The sequence below is a fragment of the Variovorax sp. genome (assembly GCF_965279555.1).
In the GTDB taxonomy this organism is placed as follows: domain Bacteria; phylum Pseudomonadota; class Gammaproteobacteria; order Burkholderiales; family Burkholderiaceae_C; genus Variovorax.
Genome location: NZ_OZ257247.1, coordinates 5,224,634 through 5,246,688 on the forward strand (window position 1 = coordinate 5,224,634; position 22,055 = coordinate 5,246,688).

The 22,055-nt window shown below is 67.8% G+C and carries 18 protein-coding genes; 12 read left to right on the top strand and 6 right to left on the bottom strand.

Going from position 1 to position 22,055, the window contains the following annotated elements; genetic code table 11:
- Positions 1-140: 140 nt before the first annotated feature.
- The 11 genes from ACQY8B_RS24455 to ACQY8B_RS24505 all read left to right on the top strand — a co-directional run bounded on the left by ACQY8B_RS24455 (position 141) and on the right by ACQY8B_RS24505 (position 18,198).
- Positions 141-1,190, top strand: coding sequence for an SPFH domain-containing protein (locus ACQY8B_RS24455; RefSeq protein ID WP_237677869.1), 1,050 nt, complete (start codon positions 141-143; stop codon positions 1,188-1,190).
- A gap of 141 nt (positions 1,191-1,331) precedes the next feature.
- Positions 1,332-2,822, top strand: a complete 1,491-nt coding sequence (locus tag ACQY8B_RS24460; protein ID WP_422084296.1) for a DUF4178 domain-containing protein — start codon at positions 1,332-1,334, stop codon at positions 2,820-2,822.
- 57 nt (positions 2,823-2,879) lie between these two features.
- Complete coding sequence (locus tag ACQY8B_RS24465; protein WP_019653703.1) at positions 2,880-3,098, top strand: DUF350 domain-containing protein; 219 nt, start codon at positions 2,880-2,882, stop codon at positions 3,096-3,098.
- Positions 3,095-4,651 carry a polyamine aminopropyltransferase gene (locus ACQY8B_RS24470; RefSeq protein WP_422084297.1) on the top strand — a complete coding sequence of 519 codons (1,557 nt, stop codon included), beginning with the start codon at positions 3,095-3,097 and terminating at the stop codon, positions 4,649-4,651. The genes ACQY8B_RS24465 and ACQY8B_RS24470 overlap by 4 nt, the downstream gene beginning before the upstream one ends.
- A 7-nt stretch (positions 4,652-4,658) precedes the next feature.
- Positions 4,659-6,302 (top strand): FAD-dependent oxidoreductase, encoded by a 1,644-nt coding sequence (locus ACQY8B_RS24475; protein WP_422084298.1) that lies wholly within the window; start codon positions 4,659-4,661, stop codon positions 6,300-6,302.
- Positions 6,299-7,420: a saccharopine dehydrogenase family protein gene (locus ACQY8B_RS24480; protein ID WP_422084299.1), complete on the top strand. Its 1,122-nt coding sequence runs from the start codon at positions 6,299-6,301 to the stop codon at positions 7,418-7,420. Before ACQY8B_RS24475 ends, ACQY8B_RS24480 begins: the two co-directional genes overlap by 4 nt.
- Positions 7,417-7,794 (top strand): DoxX-like family protein, encoded by a 378-nt coding sequence (locus ACQY8B_RS24485; protein ID WP_422084300.1) that lies wholly within the window; start codon positions 7,417-7,419, stop codon positions 7,792-7,794. The genes ACQY8B_RS24480 and ACQY8B_RS24485 overlap by 4 nt, the downstream gene beginning before the upstream one ends.
- On the top strand, positions 7,791-8,267 hold the full coding sequence (locus ACQY8B_RS24490) for a DUF2269 family protein (RefSeq protein WP_422084301.1): 477 nt from the start codon (positions 7,791-7,793) through the stop codon (positions 8,265-8,267). The genes ACQY8B_RS24485 and ACQY8B_RS24490 overlap by 4 nt, the downstream gene beginning before the upstream one ends.
- Before the next feature lie 127 nt (positions 8,268-8,394).
- Positions 8,395-14,406 carry an alpha-2-macroglobulin family protein gene (locus ACQY8B_RS24495; protein ID WP_422084302.1) on the top strand — a complete coding sequence of 2,004 codons (6,012 nt, stop codon included), beginning with the start codon at positions 8,395-8,397 and terminating at the stop codon, positions 14,404-14,406.
- A gap of 17 nt (positions 14,407-14,423) precedes the next feature.
- Entirely contained in the window at positions 14,424-16,754 is a 2,331-nt protein-coding gene (gene pbpC, locus ACQY8B_RS24500) for a penicillin-binding protein 1C (protein WP_422084303.1), read from the top strand.
- Positions 16,755-16,824: 70 nt separating this feature from the next.
- Positions 16,825-18,198 (top strand): esterase-like activity of phytase family protein, encoded by a 1,374-nt coding sequence (locus ACQY8B_RS24505; RefSeq protein ID WP_422084304.1) that lies wholly within the window; start codon positions 16,825-16,827, stop codon positions 18,196-18,198.
- A gap of 34 nt (positions 18,199-18,232) precedes the next feature.
- On the opposite strand, the gene ACQY8B_RS24510 is transcribed toward ACQY8B_RS24505, so the two are convergent.
- The 6 genes from ACQY8B_RS24510 to ACQY8B_RS24535 are packed head-to-tail and all read right to left on the bottom strand — an operon-like array spanning position 18,233 to position 20,750.
- The gene (locus tag ACQY8B_RS24510; protein ID WP_422084305.1) at positions 18,233-18,697 is read right to left on the bottom strand and encodes a Mor transcription activator family protein; all 465 of its coding nucleotides are present in this window, start codon (positions 18,695-18,697) and stop codon (positions 18,233-18,235) included.
- On the bottom strand, positions 18,694-19,314 hold the full coding sequence (locus tag ACQY8B_RS24515; RefSeq protein WP_422084306.1) for a DUF3164 family protein: 621 nt from the start codon (positions 19,312-19,314) through the stop codon (positions 18,694-18,696). The genes ACQY8B_RS24510 and ACQY8B_RS24515 overlap by 4 nt, the downstream gene beginning before the upstream one ends.
- Positions 19,315-19,325: 11 nt before the next feature.
- On the bottom strand, positions 19,326-19,712 hold the full coding sequence (locus tag ACQY8B_RS24520) for a hypothetical protein (RefSeq protein WP_422084307.1): 387 nt from the start codon (positions 19,710-19,712) through the stop codon (positions 19,326-19,328).
- Complete coding sequence (locus ACQY8B_RS24525; protein ID WP_422084308.1) at positions 19,709-20,119, bottom strand: hypothetical protein; 411 nt, start codon at positions 20,117-20,119, stop codon at positions 19,709-19,711. Before ACQY8B_RS24525 ends, ACQY8B_RS24520 begins: the two co-directional genes overlap by 4 nt.
- Positions 20,116-20,355: a hypothetical protein gene (locus tag ACQY8B_RS24530; RefSeq protein WP_422084309.1), complete on the bottom strand. Its 240-nt coding sequence runs from the start codon at positions 20,353-20,355 to the stop codon at positions 20,116-20,118. The genes ACQY8B_RS24525 and ACQY8B_RS24530 overlap by 4 nt, the downstream gene beginning before the upstream one ends.
- The gene (locus ACQY8B_RS24535; RefSeq protein ID WP_422084310.1) at positions 20,352-20,750 is read right to left on the bottom strand and encodes a hypothetical protein; all 399 of its coding nucleotides are present in this window, start codon (positions 20,748-20,750) and stop codon (positions 20,352-20,354) included. The genes ACQY8B_RS24530 and ACQY8B_RS24535 overlap by 4 nt, the downstream gene beginning before the upstream one ends.
- Before the next feature lie 508 nt (positions 20,751-21,258).
- On the opposite strand from ACQY8B_RS24535, the gene ACQY8B_RS24540 reads away from it, so the two are divergent.
- A complete protein-coding gene (locus ACQY8B_RS24540; protein WP_422084311.1) occupies positions 21,259-21,981 on the top strand; it encodes an XRE family transcriptional regulator in 723 nt (240 codons plus the stop codon).
- Positions 21,982-22,055 lie beyond the last annotated feature (74 nt).

Here is a 22,055-nt window from a genome sequence, read left to right on the forward strand (position 1 = left end):
ATTGTAGACCTCGCCCCATTGGCGCCATACGCCGCATGGCCGGTGGGGCCCATGACCAAAGGCACGGCTGCGCGGTCAAGTCGGTGTGGCAATATGCACAGTTCGGACAAAAACCTGAAAACACCTGAAGAGGAGCGACCATGGCCCTGATGGATTTCATCAAGAAACAGTTCATCGACATCATCCAGTGGACCGAGACCGGCGACGGCACGCTGGCCTGGCGTTTCCCGATGGCGGACATGGAAATCCAGAACGGTGGCTCGCTCACCGTCCGCGAATCCCAGGTCGCGGTTTTCGTCAACGAAGGCAAGGTGGCCGACGTGTTCGGCCCCGGCATGTACAAGCTCACGACGCAGACGCTGCCCGTGCTCACGTACCTGAAGAACTGGGACAAGCTCTTCGAATCCCCCTTCAAGAGCGACGTCTACTTCTTCAGCACCCGCCAGCAGGTCGACCAGAAGTGGGGCACGCCCCAGCCGATCACCATCCGCGACAAGGACTTCGGCGCCGTGCGCCTGCGGGCCTTCGGCAACTACAGCTTCCGCATCGGCGACGCCAAGCTGTTCCACACCGAAATCTCCGGCACGCGCGACATCTACAGCGTGGCCGACCTCGACGGCCAGCTGCGCGGCCTGGTGCTGCAAAACATCAGCAACGCCATCGCCTCCAGCGGCGTGCCTTTCCTCGATCTCGCGGCCAACCAGATCCAGTTTGCGCAGGCGCTCGCAGCGCAGCTGGTGCCCGAGTTCGAGAAGATCGGCATCAAGCTCGAGAACATCACGGTCCAGAACGTCTCGCTGCCCGAAGAGCTCCAGAAGATCCTCGACCAGAAGATCGGCATGGGCATGGTCGGCAACGACATGGGCAAGTTCATGCAGTACCAGACGGCGCAGGCCATTCCCAAGTTCGCCGAAGGCGCGGCTGGCGGCGGCGGCATCGCGGGCGACGCGATGGGCCTGGGTGCCGGCGTGGCGCTCGGCCAGGTGCTGGCGCAGAACCTCGCGCAGGGCCTGAGCCCGAACGCGGCCGCCCAGGCCGCGGCGACGCAGCAGCAGCCTGCCGTGGCCGTGGTGAGCCCCACCGACGTGATGACCACGCTCGAGAAGCTCGGCGAACTCAAGACCAAGGGCATCCTCACGCAGGAAGAGTTCGACGCCAAGAAGGCTGAACTGCTCAAGAAGCTGGTCTAACCCCGGTATTTGTCCAACCCCCAGGCTCCGCGCACTTCGTGTCGCTTCTCCTCCCCCCTTGCAGGGGGCGATACCTGCGGCCCGGCATAGCCGGTTCCGCGGTATCTCCCGCCTCGTTCGCCGTGTCTTCAGCATCGCTTCATGGCTGAGGAAACCGGCAACCAACGCTACTACCGCGCGCCCTGCCCCGGCTGCGGCGCGCCGGTCGAGTTCCGCTCGGCGCAATCGACGCACGCGGTCTGTCCGTATTGCCAGAGCACCGTCGTGCGCCAGGGCGACACGCTCGCGCGCACCGGCAAGATGGCCGAGCTGTTCGATGACTTCAGCCCGCTGCAGCTGTTTGCCGCCGGCCGCATCCAGGACAAGCCCTTCACGCTGATAGGCCGGCTGCAGTACACCTACCCGGGCGGGCGCTGGACCGAATGGATCGCAGCGCTTGACGGCGACCGCACCGGCGTGCTCAGCGAGGACAACGGCGCCTACGTCTTCGCGCTGCCCTTCGACCTGCAGCGCGCCGCGCCGCCCTGGAACGAGCTGCGCGTGGGCGCGACCACCGCCTTCGCCGGCCAGGGCTACACCGTCACCTCGAACGAGCAGGTGGCGCTGACTTCCGCTCAGGGCGAGCTGCCGCACCTGCCCGAACTCGGCCGCTCCTTCGCGATGGTCGAGCTGCGCAACGACAAGGGGCTGGTGCTCAGCATCGACTACGGCACCGCCACGCCCACCGCGTACCTGGGCCGCTCGGTGCAGCTCGAGGACCTGCAGCTCACCGGACTGCGCGAGGAATCCGCCAAGAACGAGACGGGCCGCAGCTTCAATTGCCCCAATTGCGGCTCGCCCGTCACTGTCAACCTGGCGGACAGCAAGAGCGTCACCTGCCGTTCGTGCAACAGCATCATCGACCTGACGCAGGGCATCGGCGGCGAGCTCAAGCATGCGACGCAGGACGAGCCCGTGCGCCCGCTCATCGCGCTCGGCAGCATGGGCCAGCTGCAGGGTGCGCAGTGGCAGGTGGTCGGCTTCCAGCACCGCATGGGCACCGAGCCCGGCGACGACGAGCAGTTCGGCTGGGACGAGTACCTGCTCTACAACAAGAAACGGGGCTTCAGCTTCCTGGTCGACGCGGAAGACGGCTGGAGCATGGTCAAGCCGACCACCGGCGCCCCGGTGATGGCCGAGAGCGGCAATACCGCCACGTACCTCAACAAGCGCTACCAGCAGCAGTACGCCTACAACGCCGAGACCACCTATGTGGCGGGCGAGTTCTATTGGCAGGTCGAGCGCGGGCAGAAGACCTTCAACCGCGACTTCGCCAGCGGCCCCGCGCTGCTGTCGATGGAGCGCTCGGCCAACGAGCTCACGTGGTCGTCGGGCATCAAGCTCGACAGCGGCGTGGTGGCGACCGCCTTCAAGCTCGACGCCAAGAAGGACATGTTCAAGCGCGCCGACGCGCTGCCCGTGAGCGCGGCCGCGTCGAAGCTGGGCTGCGGCACGATCATCCTCATCATCGTCGTGATCATCATCCTGCTGATCATCCTGAGCACCTGCAGCAGCAGTGGCGGCTCTTCGAGCGGCTACCGCAGCTCGGGCGGCTCCTATGGCGGCTACTCGAGTGGCGGCGGCCACAAATGACGAGGAAGATGCGCATGACGCACCCGATGTATCTCATTACTACGACTGGAGGTCCCCATGGGATTTGAATGGCTGAAACCGGGCGTGGTCCTCGGATCGCTCGTGTACGCGCTGATCGGCGTCGTGATCTTCTGGCTCTGCTTCCTGATCATCGACAAGATCACGCCCTATGACCTGTGGGGCGAGATCGTCGAGAAGCAGAACGTGGCGCTGGGCCTCGTCGTGGCGGCAATGAGTCTGGGCATCAGCATCATCGTGGCTGCTGCAATCCATTGAGCGACGCGGCCTCGCCCGCGCGCACCCCGGATGCGCGGGGGCCGCAACCCGTCGAAGTCGCGCTGCTCGCCAGCGTGTTCGTGGTCGCCGCCTGCGGGCTGGTCTACGAACTGAGCGCGGCCGCGCTGAGCTCCTACCTGCTCGGCGACTCGGTGCTGCAGTTCAGCACCATCATCGGCACCTACCTGTTCGCGATGGGCGTGGGCTCCTGGCTTTCGCGCTATTTCGATCGCCAGCTGCCGGCGCACTTCCTGCGCATCGAGCTGATGGTCGCGCTGATCGGCGGCGCGCTGCCGGCGATCCTGTTCCTGGCCAACGCCTACGTGCCGGGCGCCTTCCGCCTGCTGCTCTATGGCCTGGTGATGGTGGTCGGCACGCTGGTGGGCCTCGAGATTCCGCTGGTGATGCGCATCCTGAAGCGCAACATCGTGCTCAAGAACCTGGTGTCGCAGGTGCTCACCTTCGACTACCTCGGCGCGCTGGCGGTGTCGGTGGCGTTCCCGCTCATCCTCGTGCCGCAGCTCGGCATGATCCGCACCGGCCTGCTGTTCGGCTTCATGAACGCGGCGGTGGCGGTGTGGGCGCTGTGGCTGTTTCGCCATGAGCTGCGCCGCATCGGGGCGCATGCGCTCGCCTGCTTCCTGTCGCTGGCCGTGCTGCTGGCCGCCTTCGTGTGGGCCGACCACATCACCACGCTGGCCGAAGACAAGTTCTACCAGGACCGCATCGTGTTCAGCGCGACCTCGCCGTACCAGCGCATCGTCGTCACGCGCGGACTGCTCGGGCACCGCCTGTTCCTGAACGGCAACCTGCAGTTCGCCGAGCGCGACGAGTACCGCTACCACGAGGCGCTCGTGCATCCGGTGATGGCCGCGCAGGGCGCGCCGAAGAAGGTCGCGGTGCTCGGCGGCGGCGACGGCATGGCGGTGCGCGAGATCCTCAAGTACCCCTCGGTCGAGTCGGTCACCCTGGTGGAACTTGACCCGAACATGACCAGACTCTTCACCGAGCACGAGACGCTGGCCGCGCTCAACGGCCATTCGCTCTCGTCGCCCAAGGTGAAGATCGTCAACACCGACGCCTTCCAGTGGCTGCAGCAGCCGGGCGACATGTACGACGTGATCGTGGTCGACTTTCCCGATCCGACCAACTTCGCGATCGGCAAGCTCTACACCAACAGCTTCTACGCGCTGCTCGAAAAGCGCCTGTCGGCCAGCGGCTATGCGGTGATCCAGACCACCTCGCCGCTGGTGGCGCGCAAGAGCTACTGGACCGTGGCGACCACCATCGAGTCGGTCGGCCTGCGCGCCACGCCGTACCACGCGCACGTGCCGAGCTTCGGCGAGTGGGGCTACATCATCGCGAGCCGCCGGCCGTATCGCATGCCCGATGCCTTGCCGCCGGGACTGCGCTTCCTGTCGCCTTCCACGCTGCCGCTGATGTTCGACTTTCCGCTCGACATGGCGCGCGTGCCGACCGAAGTGAACCGGCTGTCGAACCAGATCCTCGTCACCACCTATGAGCAGGAGTGGGGCAAGGTCATGGCGCACTAGCCACGCCATGCAGCGGCGCGAATTCCTCGGCGTGGCGGCGGGTGCGGCGGGTGTCCTGGCGCTCGCCGGCTGCGAGGCGCCGCCACCGCCCATCGAAGGCGGCTTCACCGGCATCGACGTCACGCGCGGCCACGCGATGCGCGACGGCGCGCTCAAGAGTGCTGCGCCTGCTGTCGTGAAGCGCACACGCGTAGTGGTCGCCGGCGGTGGCGTGGCCGGCCTCGCGGCGGCGCGCGCGCTGCGGCTCGCGGGCGTCGAAGACTTCGCGCTGATCGAGCTCGAGGACACCGCCGGCGGCAATGCGCGCGGCGGCATGGTCAACGGCATCGCCTGCCCGCTCGGCGCGCACTACCTGCCGGTGCCGGGGGACGATGCGCGCGAGGTGCAGGACCTCCTCGAGGAACTCGGCCTGCGCCGCCGCGTGGCGGGCCGCTGGGAGTACGACGAACTCAACCTCTGCCACGCTCCGCAGGAGCGGCTGTTCCTGCACGGCGAATGGCAGGACGGCCTGCTGCCCGTGCACGGCGTCGGCGAGAGCACGCTGGCGCAGTACCGCAAGTTCGCGCAGCGCATCGACACACTGCAGCACGCGGCGCATTTCGCCATTCCCACGCTCAAGGTCGCCATCACGCCCGAGCTGCTGGCGCTCGACGCCATCCCTTTCTCCAGCTGGCTCGACAGCGAAGGCTTCAGCGACGCGCAACTGCGCTGGTACCTCGACTACTGCTGCCGCGACGACTACGGCGCCGGCATCGCGCATGTTTCGGCCTGGGCCGGCATCCACTATTTCGCGAGCCGCCACGGCTTCCACGCGCCCGGCGACCCGAGCGGCAGCGTCAACGATTCGAGCCCCGAGCGCGACGGCATCCTCACCTGGCCCGAAGGCAACGGCTGGCTCACGCGGCAACTGGCCAAGCCGCTCGGCGACCGGCTGCACACCGGCCAGGTCGTCACGCGCATCGCCGAGCTGCGCGACGGCGTCGAGGTCGATGCATGGGACGCGAAGACGAAGTCGCTCGTGCGCTGGCAGGCCGAGCGCTGCATCGTCGCGCTGCCGGTGTTCATCGCCGCGCGCGTGGTCGAGAACCCGCCGCCCGTGCTGGCAAACGCCGCCGCGCATGTGCGCTACGCGCCGTGGCTGGTGGCCAACGTGCACCTGCGTGGACCGCTGGCCGACCGGCCCGGCGCCGCGCCGAGCTGGGACAACGTGATCTACGGCACGCGCGGCCTCGGCTATGTCGATGCGCGCCACCAGGCGCTCGACCCGACGCCGCGGGGCACCGTGCTCAGCTGGTATCGCCCGCTGGGCCCTAGCAGCTACGACACCGCCGACGGCCGCCGCCTGCTGCTCGACCGGCCGTGGACCGGCTGGCGCGACGACCTGCTCGCGGAGCTGTCGGTGCCGCATCCAGACCTGCCCGCGCTTGCCACGCGCATCGAGATCACGCGCTACGGGCATGCCATGTCGATCCCCGGGCCGGGCCTGCTGGCGCAGATCGGGTCGCAGCGCAGCGCACCGGATGCGGCGCATCGCGGCAGTGTCGTTGCGGGGCGGTTGTCGTTCGCGCATGCGGACTGGTCGGGCTATTCCATCTTCGAAGAGGCGTTCACGCGCGGCCATGTCGCGGGCACGAGCGCGGCATCCGCATGATGAAGACGCTGGTGCTCGGCGGCTACGGCAACTTCGGTGCGCGCATCTGCCGGGCGCTGACCAGCAACGCCGGCATCGAGCTGCTGGTGGCCGGGCGCGATGCGCGGCGCGCCACGGCGTTCGCCGAATCGCTGGGTGGCGGTGGCGGTGGCGCACGCGGGGTTCGCATCGACGTGCAGGCGCCGGACCTTGCGGACACGCTGCGCCAACTTGGCGTGGCGCTGGTGATCCACACCGCCGGCCCGTTCCAGAACCAGGACTACCGTGTGCCGCTGGCTGTTGCTGCAGCAGGCGCGCACTACATCGACCTGGCCGACGGCCGCCGCTTCGTGTGCGACTTTCCCGGCGCGCTCGACACCGCGTTCCGCAATGCCGGCCGCACGGGTATCAGCGGCGCCAGCACGGTGCCTGCGCTGTCATCCGCCGTGGTCGACCATCTGGCGGCGGGCTGGCAAGGCATCCACGGCATCGACATCTGCATCGCGCCCGCGCAAGGCGCGCCGCGCGGCGAAGCCACGCTGGCCGGCGTGCTCGCCTACTGCGGTGAGCCGATCCGCGTCTGGCAGCAAGGGCGCTGGACCGAGCAGCCCGGCTGGGCGAACCCGGCGAAGGTCGCGTTCGCGCGCATGAAGCCGCGCCACGGCGCGCTGTGCGACATCCCCGATCTCGAACTCTTTCCCGCGCGCTATGCCGGCGTGCAGTCGGTCATGTTCCGCGCAGCGCTCGAAGTCGGGCTGGCGCAGCAGGCCTTTGCGTTCCTGGCTTTCCTGCGCCGCTTGGGTGTGCTGGCCGCGCCGCAAAAGCTGGCGCCGCTGCTGCATTCGGCGGGCCGCGTGTTCGATGCGCTCGGCACTGCGCTGGGCGGCATGGTGGTGCGCGTCGAAGGCATCGACGCATCGGGCCGCACCGCGCGCCGCGCCTGGCACATTGCCGCCGATGACAACCACGGCCCGGAGATTCCCTGCATGGCGGCCATCCTGCTGGCCCGGCGCCTGGCGCGCGGCGAGGCATTGCCCGCCGGCGCGCACGCCTGCGCGGGCCTGCTCGCGCTTGCGGAATTCGGCCCCGAATTCGCGCGCTGGGGCATGGTGACGGACCTCATCGACGAGGCCCCATGACGCGCGCCGAAGACGACGATCGCCTGCTGCGCGCGAGCCTCGTCGCCGTGTGGCTGTTCACGGCTGTCGCCAGCATCGTCGAGCTGAACGGCCAGAGCCGCGAAGTGCTGGCCGCTGCGGGCATCACTTCGCCGCCGTGGCTGGTGCAGTTGCTGATCGCCGGCGGCGCTGCGGCCGACCTCCTGGTTGGCCTTGCGCTCTGGTTGCGGCCCGGCCGTGCCAGCTACGCAGCCGCCCTTGCCTTGATGCTCGCCATGACTCTCGTGGCGACCGTGCTCCAGCCGAGCCTGTGGCTGCACCCGCTCGGCCCGTTGCTCAAGAACCTGCCCATCGCCGCCCTGCTCTGGCATTTGTACCGACGCGCGACGCCATGAACACCTACCTCGTCCTCAAGTGGCTGCACATCGTCTCCAGCGTGCTGATGGTCGGCACCGGGCTGGGGTCGGCGTTCTACATGTTCTTCACCAACCGCAGCGGCAGCGTGCCCGCGCAGGCGGTGGTTAACCGGCTGGTGGTGCGTGCCGACTGGTGGTTCACCACGCCCACCGTCATCCTCCAGCCGGCCACCGGCTTCGCGCTCGCGCACATGGCGGGCTGGCCGTTGTCTACGCCGTGGCTCGCGCTGTCGCTGGGGCTGTTCGTGTTCGCGGGGCTCTGCTGGCTGCCGGTGGTGTGGCTGCAGATCCGCATGGCGGCCATTGCGGCGCAGGCGCATCGCGAGGCGACACCGCTGCCTCAGCTATATGCGCGCTACCAGCGCTATTGGGAGCTGCTGGGCTATCCGGCCTTCGTGGCGATGGTGGTGGTGTTCTATCTGATGGTGAACAAGCCGCAGCTTTCGATCTGAGATGAGTCACTGAAACGGCCCCGGCGCGGCCCTGTGCGGTTTTCACGAAGACTTCACACACAGCGCCATTGCTTCACAGATGGTCCGCAAACTCGCGGACGCCAACAAAAACACAGTGGGAGCGTCCATGCTGCAAGTCGTCAATCGAAAACTCGCGTCGTTCAGCGACGTGCTCTTCACCGGACTGGGCCGCGTGCTCGGGTTCTTGCGCCCGGTGGCCCGTGGGCTCATCGGTTCCTGGCGACCACCGGGCTGGCTGCGCATCGTGGGCGCCTTCCTGCTCTTCGGGCTGCAGTGGCTGCAGCAGCGGCTGGCCTGGCTGGTGTTGCTCCTGCTGCTCGTGCTGGCCGGCTGGATGGCCAGCCCCCACGTGATCAAGTGGTGGCACGGCCTCACGCCCGATCGCGTCGAACCCGTCGTCGCCACCGCAAAGACCGAGCCGCCGCAACGCACGCAGATCGAGCTCGACAGGGGGCCGAACCCCTTCGTCATTGATTTCTCGGCCTCAGTGGCGCCAATTTCGCGCATCGGCCAGGAGGCCACCGGCGTCACCATCGAGCCCGCAATTGCCGGCCGCTGGACGTGGACCAAGCAGAACCGGCTTGAATTCCTGCCCGCGCAAGACTGGCCCATCGGCCAGCCGTACAAGGTGCAGATCGCCGACAGCGCACTCGCGCCGCACATCGAGATGGCCCTGCGCAAGTACGAGTTCACCTCACCCGAATTCACCGCGCAGATCAACGCCGCCGAGTTCTACCAAGACCCGGTGCAGGCCAACGTGCGCCGCGCGCTCTTTCAGGTGCACTTCTCGCACCCCGTGAACACGGCCGAGTTCGAGAAGCGCCTGGTGCTGACCTACGACCAGCCCTGCAGCTCCTCGTTCTTCAGCGTGGGCAAGTGCGCGAGCGAGAAGTTCACGGTCAGCTATGACAAGCTGCGCCTCAACGCCACCCTGCAATCAGAGCCGCTGCCGATTCCCGAGAAGACTCGCCCGGCGATCCTCAGCCTCACCTCCGGCACGGTCGCGCAGAAGGGCGGCCCGGCGCTGCGTGCCGACATGTCCCGCGCGGTCGACATTCCCGGCCTTTTCAGCCTGAGCATGGCCAGCATCGAACCCACCATCGTCACCGGCGAGAACGGCGAGCCTGAGCACGTGATGCACGTTACTGCCTCCATGCCAGTGCACGAGCGCGAAATGGCGCGCGTGGTGCAAGCCTGGCTGCTGCCCGCGACAGAAGAAGCCAAGGGCGATCCCGACGAAAAATTCGACTGGTCCGTCGATCCGTCGAAGGTCACCGACGCCGTGCTGCGTCGCGCGAAGAAGATCAACCTGCAGCCCATTGCCAGCGAGCGCGAAGTGACCGAGATGGTCAGCTTCCGCATGCCGCAGGCCGAGGGCGGCCGCTACCTGCTGGTACGCGTGGCCAAGGGCCTGAAGACGCCCGGCGGCTACCAGCTCGGCGCCGCGCGGCAAGACGTGCGCCTGCTCAAGACCTTCGCGCCCGAGCTCACCATCATGAGCCAGGGCTCGCTGCTCGCGCTTTCGGGCGAGCGCAAGCTGCCGATCCTCGTGCGCGACCTGCCCGGCATTCGCCTTGAGATCGGCCGCCTGCTGCCGCAGCAGCTGCAGCACCTGGTGACGCAGACCAACGGCGACTTCGCGCATCCGCAGTTCAACGGCGGCCTTCAGTCGGACAACCTCGTCGACCGCTTCCAGAAGGAGATTCCGCTCAGCATTCCCGCCGGCAAGGCGCACTACGAAACCGTCGACTTCGCCGAATACCTGCGCAACGACGTGGCCGACCGCCGCGGCGTGTTCCTGCTCAAGGTGCAGGGCTACGACCCCAAGGCGAAGAAGAAGCCCGAGGGCGACGAGCAGCAGGCCCAGCCCGAAGACGAGCAGCAGCAAGAAGAACAGTCCTCTGACCAAGAAGGCAACACCGAAGGCGGCAGCCCCGAGCAGCAGCTCGACCAGCGCCTCGTGCTCGTCACAGACCTGGGCATCGTCGCCAAGAAGTCGCTCGACGGCACGCGCGACGTGTTCGTGCAGAGCATTGCCAACGGCCAGCCCGTGGCCGGAGCGCTGGTCGAGGTGTGGGGCCGCAACGGCATGATCGTCGCGTCGCAGGCCACGGATGCGACGGGTGCCGCCAAGCTGCCCAACCTCGCCGGCTACCAGCGCGAGAAAGCGCCCGTGGTGCTGGTCGTGCGCAAGGACGGTGACCTGAGCTTCCTGCCCTTCAACCGCAACGACCGCACGCTGGACATCTCTCGCTTCGACGTCGGCGGCCTGCGCGCGGCCGGCGTGCCGAACCAGATGACGGCCTACGTCTTCAGCGACCGCGGCATCTACCGCCCCGGCGACACCATGCACATCGCGATGATGGTCAAGGCCGGCAACTGGGGTACCTCGCTGCGCGACCTGCCGCTCGAAGCCGAGATCATCGATGCGCGCGGCCTCAGCGTGCGCCGCGAAAAGCTCAAGCTCGGCCCCGGCGGCGCGGCGGAAATCGCCCACACCACGCAAGACACATCGCCCACCGGCAACTACACCGTCAACCTCTACCTGCCGCGCGAATCGTCGCCCGGCACGCCCGAGGTCGAAGGCCTGCTGATCGGCAGCACCACGGTGAAGGTGCAGGAGTTCCTGCCGGACCGCACCAAGGTCACGGCCAAGCTCAGCAGCGAAATCGCCGAAGGCTGGGTCAAGCCCAAGGACCTGAAGGCGCTCATCGACGTGCAGAACCTCTTCGGCACGCCCGCGCCCGACCGCAAGGTCGAAGGCACGCTCACGCTGAGCCCCGGCTTCCCGGTGTTCCGCGCCTTCACCGACTACGCCTTCTTCGATCCGCAGCGCGCCGCCGACAAACAGGTCGACGACCTGGGCAGCGTGCAGACCAGCGCCGACGGCAAGGCCGAATTCGACTTGCGCCTGTCGCGCTTCGACGCCGCCACCTACCAGGTGCACGTGCTCGCCAAGGCTTTCGAGCCCGAGGGCGGGCGCAGCGTGTCGGCCGAGGCGCAGACGCTGGTGAGCGACATGCCCTACCTCGTCGGCGTGAAGGTCGACGGCGACGTCGGCTACGTGAGCAAGGGCGCCGCGCGCAATGCCACCGTGATCGCCATCGACCCGCAGGCGAAGAAGACGGCCGTGGCCGACCTGAAGATCGAGCGCGTGGAGCGCAAGGTGCTGTCGGTGCTCATCAAGCAGGACAACGGCCTGTACCGCTACGAGTCGCGCCGCAAGGAAGTCGTGCTCGACGAGAAGCCCTTCGCCATCGCCGCGGCCGGCAACAACGTGGCGCTGGACACCGGCGCGCCCGGCAACTTCGCCTACGTGGTGCGCAATGCGCAGGGGCTGGAGCTCAACCGCGTGGAGTACAGCGTGGCGGGCAATGCCAACGTATCGCGCTCGCTCGACCGCAACGCCGAGCTTCAGCTCACGCTCGACCGCAAGGACTACGAGCCGGGCCAGGAGATCGCGGTGAGCATCCGCGCGCCGTACGTGGGTGCGGGCCTCATCACCATCGAGCGCGACAAGGTCTACGCCCACGCATGGTTCAAGACCGACAAGACCGCCTCGGTGCAGAAGATCGTTCTGCCCAAGGACTTCGAGGGCACCGGCTACATCAACGTGCACTTCGTGCGCGATCCGGCTTCGGACGAGGTCTACATGAGTCCGCTGTCTTACGGCGTCGTGCCCTTTGCCACCGCGCTGACCAGGCGCACCGCCAACCTGCAGCTCACCAGCAGCGAACTGGTGAAGCCGGGGCAGACCGTGAAGATGAAGCTCACCAGCGACAAGCCCACGCGCGCCGTGGTGTTCGCGGTGGACGAAGGCATCCTGCAGGTGGCGCGCTACAAGACGCCCGACCCGCTGAAGCACTTCTTCCAGAAGCGCGCGCTTGAAGTCGGCACGCTGCAGACGCTCGACATGATCCTGCCGGAGTTCAAGAAGCTCATGCAGGGCGCCGCACCCGGCGGCGACGGCGAGGGCGAACTCGGCAAGCACCTGAACCCGTTCAAGCGCAAGCGCGACAAGCCGGTGGCTTATTGGTCGGGCCTGGTCGACGTGAACGGCAGCCGCGAGTTCAGCTACACCGTGCCCGAGAGCTTCAACGGCAGCCTGCGCGTGATGGCCGTTGCCGTGAACGACGAGACCACCGCAGCCAAGACCACCCGCACCGTGGTGCGCGGCGACATGGTGATATTGCCGAACGCGCCGCTCGCTATGGCGCCCGGCGATACGGTCGAAGTGGGTGTGGGCCTGGCCAACAACATCGTGGGTTCGGGCAAGGAAGCGCCCATCGCGCTCACGCTCACCGCCTCCGGCGGGCTCGAAGTGGTGGGCGACGCCACGCAGACGCTCAAGGTCAACGAGCGCGGCGAAGCCAGCACCAAGTTCAATGTGCGCGCCAAGCCGGGCGAGCAGGCGGTGCTGGGTTCTTCCGCACTGGTGTTCACCTCGACGCACAAGACCTTCAGCGCGCGCCTGTCGACCGAAGTGAGCGTGCGGCCCGCGTCGCCCTTCGTCACGCTGGTGCAGGCCGGCAGCTTCCAGCGCGCGGGCGAGCTGTCGAGCCAGGCTGACCTGTACCCGAACTTCCGCCAGAGCGACGTGGCCGTGTCCGCCGCGCCGTGGGCCTTCGCGACCGGGCTCATGCAGTATCTGGAGGCGTACCCGCACGGCTGCACCGAGCAGATCACGAGCCAGACCTTCCCTGCCGTGCTGCTCGCGGGTCGCCCCGAGCTGGTGAAGGAGATGGCGCGCGGCCGCACCGCCGAGCAAGGCCCGATGCCCGAGGCGCGCAAGACCTTCGAGCGCTACCTCGTGCAGCTGCGCGCACGGCAGACGGCCGATGGCGGCTTCTCGCTGTGGCCCGGCGCCGGCACCGATGCCTTCGCCACGCTGTACGCGGTGCACCTGCTGGTCGAGGCCAAGGACCACAAGCTGCCCGTGCCGCAAGACCTGCTGCAGAAGGCCAACGCCTACCTGCAGGGCTGGCTCGGCAGCGGCGACGCTTCGCTCGACGGCTGGCGCCAGCGCACGCAGGCAGCCTACCTGCTGACGCGCCAGGGCATCATCGCGCCGGCCGCGCTGGCCAACCTTCGCGAAGCATGGCGCAGCAAGCAGACGCAGGGCTGGAGCGACGACCTCGGCGCCGTGTACCTTGCCGCGAGCTACCAACTCGTGAAGCAGGAGCAGGTGGCCAACGAGCTGCTGAACCCGGTGTGGGCCGACCTGCTCGCGCGCACAGAGAAGAAACAGCGCCGCAACGTCTGGGGCGCCTACTACGACCCGCTGGTGCACGACAGCATGACGCTGCACCTGGTGGGCCGCCACTTCCCGTCGCGCCTGAAGACGCTGAAGCCCGCGGTGTGGGAAGGCATGGCGGCGATGGTGCGCGACGGCTGGTACAACAGCCTGTCGTCGGCCTCGATGCTGCTCGCGGTCGATTCGTACTTCGAGGCCGTGGGGCAGAACGTCGAAGGCAAGCTCACGGCGAGCGCCGTCAACGCACAAGGCCAGGCCGCCGCGCTCGCGCTGGGCGCGGTGAACCCGATCACGCGCGCAGCGGTGCCGGCCGGCACGGCCAGGCTGAAGCTGTCGAACGACAGCGACTTCAACCTGTACTACAGCTGGGCCGAACAGGGCTTCGAGCGCAACGTGCCCGCCACGGCGGTGAACAAGGGCCTCGAAATCTTCCACGAAGTGCTCGATGCCAAGGGCAACCCGATCACCAAGGCCAAGCTCGGTGAAGAGGTCACGGTGCGGGTGCGCGTGCGCAGCCTGGAGCGCGCGCAGCTCAACGACGTGGCGCTGGTCGACGTGCTGCCCGGTGGACTGGAGCCGGTGCTGCAGGCAGTGGGCGATGACGACGATGCCAACGCCGACGCGCCCATCTGGAAGAAGCGCCTGGGCGGCGCCGGTTCATGGAAGGTGCAGTACGCCGACATCCGCGAAGACCGCGTCGTGTTCTACGGCAGCGTCAACAAGGACCTGCTCGAAGTGACCTACAAGGCTCGCGCCACCAACGTGGGCGACTACGTGGTGCCGGCGGCGTATGGCGAGGCGATGTACGACCGGCGCGTGTTCTCGCGCTCGGCCGGTGCGCGCTTCCAGGTTGTCGGCAACTGAGGCAAGGCGGGCCTGCCATGCGCATCGGCATCGCGTCTGCAGGAAGAAGGCTGCGCAAGCCCGCGCTGTGGGCGCTGGCGCTTGTCTTCGTGCTCGCGCTGCTGCGCCTGTGGCCGCACGCGGCGTTGAGCGAAACCGTCGGCAGCTCCCGCGCCGTGTATGCGCAGGGCGGCGAGCTGCTGCGCCTCACGCTCGCGGGCGACGAGCAGTACCGTCTCTGGGTGCCGCTCGATCGCATCTCGCCCACGCTGGTCGACGCGGTGCTGCTGTACGAAGACCGGCGCTTCTACTCACACCCCGGCGTCAACCCCGCCGCGCTGGCGCGCAGTGCCTGGCGCATTGCCAGCGGCGAGCGCAGGCAGGGCGGCTCGACGCTCACGATGCAGCTCGCGCGCCGCGTCTACGGCATCGACAGCCGCACGCCCACCGGCAAGGTCGCACAGATCTTCGCGGCGCTGTGGCTGGAGGCGCGCTTCAGCAAGCACGACATCCTGGAGGCGTATCTCAACACCGCGCCCTACGGCGGCAACATCGAAGGTGTGCAGGCCGCGAGCCTCATCTACTTCCGCAAGGACGCCGCCAAGCTGAGCCTGCCCGAGGCGCTGACGCTCGCAGTGATTCCGCAGAACCCCGTCAAGCGCATTGCCGAGCGCGGGCGCAATGCCGAGCTGCAATCGGCGCGCGAACGCCTGTGGGCGCTGTGGGCCGAGCGCGACCCGGCCGCTAAGCAGCATGCGCCCGATGCGCAGCTCGCGCTGTCGGCGCAGTCGCGCGGCAGCCTGCCTTTTCTTGCGCCGCACGCCACCGACATGCTGCTCGCGCAGGAGCGCGGCGTGCAGGAAGTGCGCACCACCATCGACCTGCGCATGCAGGCCACGCTCGAACGAGTGATGGGCCAGTACCTGCGCACGCATGCCGACGTGGGCATGACGAATGCGAGCGCATTGCTGCTCGACGCCTCGACCATGCAGGTGCGCGCGATGATCGGCTCGGCCGACTTTCGCAACGACGCCATCTCGGGGCAGGTCAACGGCGTGCTGGCCAAGCGCTCGCCGGGCTCCACGCTCAAGCCCTTCATCTATGCGTTGGCGCTCGACCAGGGGCTGCTGCATCCGAAGACGATGCTGAAGGACGCGCCGACCTCCTTCGGCCCCTACACGCCCGAGAACTTCGACCACCGCTTCGCCGGCCCGCTGCCGGCGCAGGAGGCGCTTATCCGCAGCCGCAACGTGCCCGCGGTCGCCGTGGCCGCGAAGCTCTCGAAGCCGGGGCTCTACGACTTCATGCGGCTCGCTGGCGTGCAGAAGCTGCAGAGCGAATCGCACTACGGCCTCGCGCTGGTGCTGGGCGGTGGCGAGGTCACGCCCGAGGAACTGGCGGGCATGTACGCGACGCTGGCCAATGGCGGCATATCGCAGCCCATTCGCTACACGCGGGCCGCGCCCGACGAGCGGACCGCGCAGCCGCTGCGCCTGCTGAGCGAGGAGGCTTCCTTCATCACGCTCGACATGCTGCGCCACACGCCGCGCCCCGACACCACGCTGCCCGCGCGCCCTGCCATCGCATGGAAGACGGGCACGTCCTGGGGCTTTCGCGACGCGTGGACGGCCGGCGTGTTCGGCCGGCACGTGCTGGTGGTGTGGGTGGGCAACTTCGACGGCACCAGCAACCCCGCGCTGGTGGGCGTCGATGCGGCCGCGCCGCTGTTCCTGCGCATGGTCGATGCGTTGCGCGCCGAGCGGCTCGACCCCGGCGAGGTTGCGTCGCGCCAGCCGCCGGATCTGAGGCAGGTCGAAGTCTGTGCCGCGACGGGCGGCCTGCCCGATGCGCTGTGCCCGGTGCGCACCATGACGTGGTTCATCGCCGGCAAGTCGCCGATCCAGGTCAGCAACCTGCACCGCGCGGTATGGGTCAACGAGACGACCGGCAAGGTGGTCTGCGGCCCGCAGCCGAATGCGCGCCAGCAGGTGGTGGAGCAATGGGGCAGCGACATGCGCCGCCTGTTCCGCCAGGCCGGCCTGCCGCGTGCGAGCGCACCGGCCGATGGCTGCGAGAAAGACGGCGACGCACCGGAAAGCGCACCGCTCATCACCTCGCCCCTGCGCGGCGTGCGCCACACGCTGCGCGCGAAGAAGCCCGAACCGCTGGTGCTGCGCGCCGAAGCCGCCGCGGGCACGCAGGCGATCTACTGGTTTGCAGACGACGCGCTCATCGGCCGCGCCGCGCCCGGCGAAGGCATCACGTGGATGCCCGACCTCGCGGCGTCGGGCCGGCGGTATGTGCTGCGCGCAGTCGATGACCAGGGGCGCGCCGAGTCGCGCGAAGTGACGGTCGACATCGCACCTTGAAGGGATGTCATGGCGGCGTCACTCCCCCTCGGCATGGTCACGCGTTTTCGACTTGAACGCTTTCCTGCTCATGACACGTCTTGCCTCCCTGTCCTTCGTTGCCCTCAGCGCTGCACTCGCATGCGGCGCCGCGGCCGCACAGACCTCCTTCCCCGCCACGCTCTCCGGCCACGCCGTGCTGCCAGCGCAGAGCTTCGTTGCAACGCCCAAGGACGCGCCGGCCGACCTGCAGGTCAGCGGCAAGTTCACGACGGCCATGCGCGTCGAGGCCGTGGGCAGCGTCGAAGGCCTGTCGGCCGGTCGACCCACCGGCGTGTCGCTGCCCTTCAAGGGCCAGCCGCTGCAAGGCCACTCGGGCATCAAGAAGATGGACGACGGCACCTTCTGGATCCTCACCGACAACGGCGCCGGCACCAAGGCCAATTCGCCCGACTTCATGCTCTACCTGAACCACTACAAGGTGGACTTCAAGAGCGGCAAGTTCAATCGCCTGGACACCATCTTCCTGCACGACCCCGACAAGAAGGTGCCCTTCCGCATCGTCCAGGAAGGCACAAAGCAGCGCTACCTGACAGGCTCCGACTTCGACCCCGAGAGCTTCCAGTTTGCCGGCGGCGCGCTGTGGATCGGCGAGGAGTTCGGCCCCTTCCTGATCAAGGCCGACCTGAAAGGCAAGGTGCTGGCGGTGTACGACACGCTGGTCGACGGCAAGGCCGTGCGCTCGCCCGACCATCCGGCCGTGACCACGCCGGGCGCACCGGGCGGCGCGGTCGAATTCCAGATCAAGCGCTCCAAGGGCTTCGAAGGCATGGCCTCGTCGAAGGACGGCAGCAAGCTCTACGCGCTGCTCGAAGGCCCGGTGTGGAACGCCGAGGCCAAGGACTACGAGAAGGTCGAAGGCAAGGAAGCGCTGCGCGTGCTGGAGTTCGACGTGGCCACCGAGAAGTGGACCGGCCGCCACTGGAAGTACGTGCTCGAAGCCAATGGCAACGCCATCGGCGACTTCAACATGATCGACGGCAAGGCAGGAGATGGCACGAGCGCCATGGGCCTCATCATCGAGCGCGACAACGGCGAAGGCACCAGCGACAAGGCCTGCCCCGAAGGCCAGAAGCGCACCGACTGCTTCCATGACATCGCGAAGTTCAAGCGCGTCTACAAGGTCGAGCTGAACGACGCCAACGTGGGCGGCCCGGTGCGCAAGATCGGCTACATCGACCTGCTGAACATTGCCGATCCGAACAAGCTTGCACGCAAGCCGCTGAACGACGGCGTGCTGAAGTTCCCGTTCTTCACGATCGAGAACGTCGACGTGGTCGATGCCACGCACATCGTGGTCGGCAACGACAACAACCTGCCCTTCTCCAGCAGCCGAGAGCCGAACAAGGCCGACGACAACGAACTGGTGCTGCTCGAAGCCGGCGCGCTGCTGCAGGCCAAGTAAGCAAGAGCCAAGCGCCCGGCTTTTTTCTTGAGCTTCAGAACGCGATGTCGGCGACGATGCGCGCCACCTGCCGCTCGACCAGGTGGTGCTCCGCCGCCAGCGCGCGCACCGACTTGCCGGTGCTGAAGTCCGTGCGGATGCGCTCGTTGCGGATCGCGTCGAAAGCGCGCTGCGCCTTCGGCAGCACGAAGCGCAGGCCGGTGCCGTCGATGGCGTATTCCGCGCTCAGCGCGCGCAGCTTGTCGAAGCCGATCAGGTTAGCAAGCGGATGGTCCGGCGCCGGGTCGGCCGGAATGTAGATCCGCAAGCCGCCGTAGCGCTCGATCAGCCGCAGCGTGGCGGGCAGCCCGATCAGCCGCACGAACTCCCGCAGCCGCGGCGGCAGCAGCTCGCTGGCCAGCGCGGTGGCGGCTTGCCGAAGGCCGCCGCCGCTTCGTGCCGGCGGTGGTGATGACGATGATGAAAACGGCGTCATGCCGATGAGTTCATGCGTGTTCATACGGCGGCCACGTCCAGGTTGATGGGCGTGTACTCGCCCGTGGTGTCGTCGCGCTCGTAGAAGCGGATGTACGGCTTGGTGCTCGCGACCTTCATGCTGTCGCCGATCGCCTTCATGGCCTGCTGCCATTTCTCGTCGGCGATGTCGTGGCGGCGCAGGCCGAGCACGCGGGCGGTGCTGATCTTGCCCTGCTGGTCTACCTGGAAGGCGTCGTTCACCAGCACCTTGATGTTGGCGTTGCTGCCCTTGCTCCAACCCTGGATGCACTCGTCGATCAGCGCCTTGGCCGCCTGCAGGCGCTCGTCGAAGACCACGGTGTCCTGCATGCGGCGCTCGACCTTGTGCTTGCCGTCGAAGCTCAGTAGCGTGACGTTGCCTTTCTTGCCGCCCTTCTTCACGTCGTAGGCCGCCAGGCTGCGCTCGATGAACTCGTGCACCGCGTTCATGGCCGAGAGCTTGAACCCGATCAACGCCGCGCTCTGGCGGCGCGCCTGCTCGCAGAGTTCGCTGACGACGGCATGGCGGTCCTTGTCGATCGGCTTGATCTTCGACACCGGGATCAGCGCGTCGTTGGCGTCTTTCCAGTAACCGGGGTGGTGTGCGATGGCTTCTTGCATGGTGTGTCCTCTCAGGAGTTGACGGTGTCGGTGGCGTTGTTCTTGTCGGAAAGCGAGAGCTGCCCGAGCAGTGCCGGCATGGAGACGCGGCGCATGCGGCTCTCGATCAGCAGCCCGGAGACGGCGCGGCTGCGCAGGTAGCGGCAGGTTTCGTCGAGCTCGGCGGCGCTGGCGGCCATGAAGTAGCCGGTGTCGGGCTTGCCGCAGATCTGCTCGCCCTGCAGCCGCAGCGCCGAGACGAACTCGCGCACGCGGCGCTCCAGTGCCGGTGCGGGCGCGGCCTGGCCGGTGATGCGCGCGACGAGGTCGCGCACGTGGATGCCGTTGTCGCGGCCCGGTCGGGTCCGCAGTTCGGCGAGCACCTGCGCGGCGTTGATGGAAGCCGTGGCGGCGCTCATCGCGAAGTGCCCCAGTAAAGGGAGCGCTGCCCCAGCAGCAGGCTGGGGATGCGGGCGAAGTCCATCGCGCCGGGCCGCACGACCGTGACGTCGGCGGGCTCGTACACGCTGGTGTCGAGCCGCAGCACCCGGCGCGCCGCCGCGATGCGCCCGGCCAGCGGGCCGGGGCCGCGCTTCCAGCAGGGCCGGCCGCCGACCGTCACGCTGTGCACGTGACCGCGATGGGCCATCTGCGCCAGTTGCTGCCGCAGCGAGGTGCCGCCGGCCTCGGGCCGGTAGCCCTCGACGCGCGCGGCCAGCATGCGTTCGAGTTCCTGCGCGGAGGCCGCCTCGTGCGCTTCGAGATGCGTGGCGATGGCGCGCCGCACGTCGGCTGCCTGTTCGTTGTCGGGTGTGGTCGTGCTCATGCTGCGGTCTCCTCGTTCGTCGTGGGGTCGCCGAAGGTGTCGAGCACGCGGCGGGCGATGCGGTCGGTGCGCGCCTTGCCGGCGCCGTATTTGCCGCTGGCGTTGAGCACCTGGCTCACCGCCGCTGGGCTGATGCGCAGCTGCGCGGCCACTTCGGAGCGCGGACGTCCGTCGCAGGCTTGCCGCAGCAAGGCGAACCATGCCTCGTGCATGTAAGGGGGCGGCGTTCCGGTCATCGGGCCTCCCCGCGCGGCGCCGGCGGCGTGGCGCCGATGTCGCGCAACAGGGCGTAGCGCTTCAGGCCATCGACGCGCCGGGCGTCCATGCGCACGGCCTGCGGGCATTGCCGCGACCATGACAGCATGAGCGCGCCCGCCTGGCGGCGGCCCAGCGCGATGTCTTCGTCGGCCTGCGCATCGGTCAGCAGCAGGGCCGCGGCTTCGTCGGCCGTCAGCGCGCGGCGGATGCGCAGCAGGTTCCACAGGCGGGTGGCGAACGGGTCCGCGTCACGGACCTGCGCGTCGGGCGCCGCGGCGGGAGCGCCGGTCTCGCCCTGTGCCGCTTCGGCGCGGCGGTCCGCCAGCGCCATCAGCGCCTTGGCGACGAACCATTCGGGGGTGGTGTCTTCCATCACGCGCCTCCTGTCTGGCGGGTGCGGCCTTCGGTTTTGACAAAGCGTTTTCTCACAGTACATTCCTCCTCGCTCGTGGCACTGCTCAGTTCACTGGCACGCCCGATGAAGGCTGCAACCTTCGTCGGGCACTCTTCAAACAACCGCCTTCGCGTCCCGCCCGGGACGCTCCAGCCCCTTCGGATTGCGCGTCAGCGCGAAGCCCCGATGCGCGGGCCACAACCCACGGACAGTTCAGAACCTCGTTGGATATGCGCGCATCCGTGTTCTTTGGCCAACTTGGACAGGTTGGTTTCGCTCGTTTGAAGCGCTGCTTTAACCTGAGCAGGGTGCCAAAGCATCAAAATATATTGTTTTGTGTCGATGATCCTGATTATGCACACAAATCGGGTTTTCACAATCAGGAGAAACATGAAAACCAACATTTACATGATTTCAGACATCGTGCGGGTTGAAAAAATACCTGCACGTGTCTAGGATGTGCGCGTTCGCACAGATCAAAGTTATCGTGAAGCCGCAAATCAACACTCCACCCGACGACGACCAGGTGAAGGCTCGCGTCGGCGAGCTGGCTCTCGCGCAAGGCGCGCGGGTTCGCGATCTGCGCAAGCAGAAGGGCCTCACCATCGACGACCTCGCCCAGCGCAGCGGCCTGCACTTCAATACCGTGGGCCGCATCGAGCGGGGCGTGAGCGATGCCAGCCTCGAGCAGCTGTACGTGATGGCGCTGGCGCTGGGCGTCGACCCGTCGGAGCTCAACCCGTTCCAGCCGGCCAACCCGCCCAGCCAGCTGTCGAGCGGGCTGGACGACGAGGTCTTCGTGCTGGTCGAACTGCTCGACGTGCGTGTGAGCGCCGGCAGCGGCGCCATCAACGGTTCGCAGGAGCACATGGGCCGCTTCGCGTTCAGCCGCTCGTGGATGGCGCGCAAGGGCGTGAAGCCGGTGCATGCGCGCATCGTCCATGCGCGCGGCGATTCGATGGCCGACAAGATCAACAACGGAGACATCCTGCTGGTCGACACCGCCACCAAGTCGCTCGACCAGGACGGCGTGTACGTCATACAGCTCGACGGACACGACTACGTGAAGGTGCTGCAGCGCGACTTCTCCACCGGCGGGTTGCAGATCATCAGCTACAACCCCGCGTACAAGCCGCAGGTGCTGAGCGCCGAGCAGGCCGCGGAACTGCACATCAGCGGCCGCGTCGTCTGGCACGGCGGCGAAATCTGACGCGCCGGCAGAAATGAACAAAGGGGCCGGCTCATGTCGGCCTCAGTCGTTTGACCCCTTCGCCCGACCATTCG

Bases quoted from the DNA above. Each gene is read 5' to 3' on its own strand.
- ACQY8B_RS24485 (WP_422084300.1), top strand. From the start codon at position 7,417: ATGACGCGCGCCGAAGACGACGATCGCCTGCTGCGCGCGAGCCTCGTC.
- pbpC (WP_422084303.1), top strand. From the start codon at position 14,424: ATGCGCATCGGCATCGCGTCTGCAGGAAGAAGGCTGCGCAAGCCCGCG.
- ACQY8B_RS24530 (WP_422084309.1), bottom strand. From the start codon at position 20,355: ATGACCGGAACGCCGCCCCCTTACATGCACGAGGCATGGTTCGCCTTG.
- ACQY8B_RS24520 (WP_422084307.1), bottom strand. From the start codon at position 19,712: ATGAGCGCCGCCACGGCTTCCATCAACGCCGCGCAGGTGCTCGCCGAA.
- ACQY8B_RS24505 (WP_422084304.1), top strand. From the start codon at position 16,825: ATGACACGTCTTGCCTCCCTGTCCTTCGTTGCCCTCAGCGCTGCACTC.
- ACQY8B_RS24510 (WP_422084305.1), bottom strand. From the start codon at position 18,697: ATGAACACGCATGAACTCATCGGCATGACGCCGTTTTCATCATCGTCA.
- ACQY8B_RS24495 (WP_422084302.1), top strand. From the start codon at position 8,395: ATGCTGCAAGTCGTCAATCGAAAACTCGCGTCGTTCAGCGACGTGCTC.
- ACQY8B_RS24480 (WP_422084299.1), top strand. From the start codon at position 6,299: ATGATGAAGACGCTGGTGCTCGGCGGCTACGGCAACTTCGGTGCGCGC.
- ACQY8B_RS24465 (WP_019653703.1), top strand. From the start codon at position 2,880: ATGGGATTTGAATGGCTGAAACCGGGCGTGGTCCTCGGATCGCTCGTG.
- ACQY8B_RS24515 (WP_422084306.1), bottom strand. From the start codon at position 19,314: ATGCAAGAAGCCATCGCACACCACCCCGGTTACTGGAAAGACGCCAAC.
- ACQY8B_RS24535 (WP_422084310.1), bottom strand. From the start codon at position 20,750: ATGGAAGACACCACCCCCGAATGGTTCGTCGCCAAGGCGCTGATGGCG.
- ACQY8B_RS24490 (WP_422084301.1), top strand. From the start codon at position 7,791: ATGAACACCTACCTCGTCCTCAAGTGGCTGCACATCGTCTCCAGCGTG.
- ACQY8B_RS24455 (WP_237677869.1), top strand. From the start codon at position 141: ATGGCCCTGATGGATTTCATCAAGAAACAGTTCATCGACATCATCCAG.
- ACQY8B_RS24460 (WP_422084296.1), top strand. From the start codon at position 1,332: ATGGCTGAGGAAACCGGCAACCAACGCTACTACCGCGCGCCCTGCCCC.
- ACQY8B_RS24475 (WP_422084298.1), top strand. From the start codon at position 4,659: ATGCAGCGGCGCGAATTCCTCGGCGTGGCGGCGGGTGCGGCGGGTGTC.
- ACQY8B_RS24525 (WP_422084308.1), bottom strand. From the start codon at position 20,119: ATGAGCACGACCACACCCGACAACGAACAGGCAGCCGACGTGCGGCGC.